Genomic DNA, 1,507 nt, shown 5'->3' with positions numbered 1-1,507 from the left:
GCGCTGCAACAACCCCAAACGAAAAGATTATCCTCGATATGGTGGCCGTGGCATTTCAATTTGTCCAGAATGGAATGACTATAAATCATTTCGTTCGTGGGCTTTATCTCACGGTTACGCTGACAACTTGTCGATCGATAGAATCGACGTAAACGGAAACTATGAGCCCTCGAATTGTCGATGGGCAGACGCTACAATTCAAGCGAATAACGCTAGACGTAACAGAATAATAGAATTCAAAGGAAAAAGGTACACAATGGCGGAATTCGCGAGAACGAACAAGTTAAGTTATTCGGCATTACAACACAGACTAGATCGAGGGTGGAGTATTGAAAGGATAATTACAACACCTCAAAAGAAAGGTCGAAATGGAATTAAGAAAATATCAGAAAGAAAGTATTGATTCCGTTTTAAATGAATGGAATCAAGGAAGAAAAAGGACTCTATTAGTCCTTCCAACTGGGTGCGGAAAAACAGTTGTTTTTACAAAACTAGCCGAAGAAATGGTTAAACAAGGCAAAAGAGTTTTAATTTTAGCCCATAGAACGGAATTACTTGAGCAAGCGAGCGACAAATTATACAAAATAACTGGATTGAAAACGTCTTTAGAAAAAGCGGATAGTACCGCAATAGGATCTTGGTATCGTGTTACGGTCGGTTCGGTTCAAACTTTACAACGAGATAAAAGGTTAAACCAATTCCCTAAAGATTACTGGGATGTGATAATCGTTGACGAAGCTCATCATATACTTTCAGATGGATATATGAAAGTCATGGAATATTTTGACGTTGCAAATGTACTCGGGGTTACAGCAACGCCAGATAGATCTGATATGCGCAACCTCGGATCGTATTTCGACAGCTTGGCTTATGAATACTCACTCGTACAAGCGATCAAAGAAGGCTATCTATCCAAGATTAAGGCCTTAACGATTCCGCTCGATCTCGATCTGTCAAGCGTGGCAATGTCCGCGGGTGACTTTAAAGCGAGCGACGTCGGAACGGCACTCGATCCGTATCTCATACAGATCGCGGACGAAATGGCTAAGTATTGCAAGGACAAGAAAACAGTCGTCTTTCTTCCACTAGTAAAGACAAGCCAAAAATTTCGCGATATCTTAAACGAGCGAGGCTTTAAGGCAGCCGAAGTAAACGGGGAATCGAAAGATCGGGCCGAAGTGCTCGAGGACTTTGAAAAAGGACGATATAACGTTCTATGCAATTCAATGTTACTGACTGAAGGCTGGGATTGCCCGTCGGTTGACTGCGTGGTGGTATTGAGACCAACGAAGGTCCGAGCGCTTTATTCGCAGATGGTCGGACGTGGGACGCGTCTCTTCCCGGGTAAAGAAGAGCTCCTTCTTCTCGATTTCTTATGGCACACCGAACGGCATGAGCTTTGTCGCCCGGCTCACTTGATAAGCGAGAGCCCGGAAGTCACAAAGAAGATGGTCGAAAACATGGAAGAAGAAACGGGCGTCGTGATTGACCTTGAGCAGATGGAAGT

Annotated in this window: 1 protein-coding gene; it reads left to right on the top strand. The window is 43.7% G+C overall.

Annotated elements, in window-relative coordinates; translation table 11 throughout:
- Positions 1-368: 368 nt before the first annotated feature.
- The coding region (locus AB5Y61_RS10575; protein WP_368404121.1) for a DEAD/DEAH box helicase at positions 369-1,507 on the top strand (1,139 nt) is incomplete at its 3' end.

The organism is Streptococcus parasanguinis (assembly GCF_040908565.1).
Lineage (GTDB): Bacteria > Bacillota > Bacilli > Lactobacillales > Streptococcaceae > Streptococcus > Streptococcus parasanguinis_AC.
Note: the sequence above shows the minus strand (reverse complement) of the source record. Positions and strands in the feature narration are given on the sequence as shown.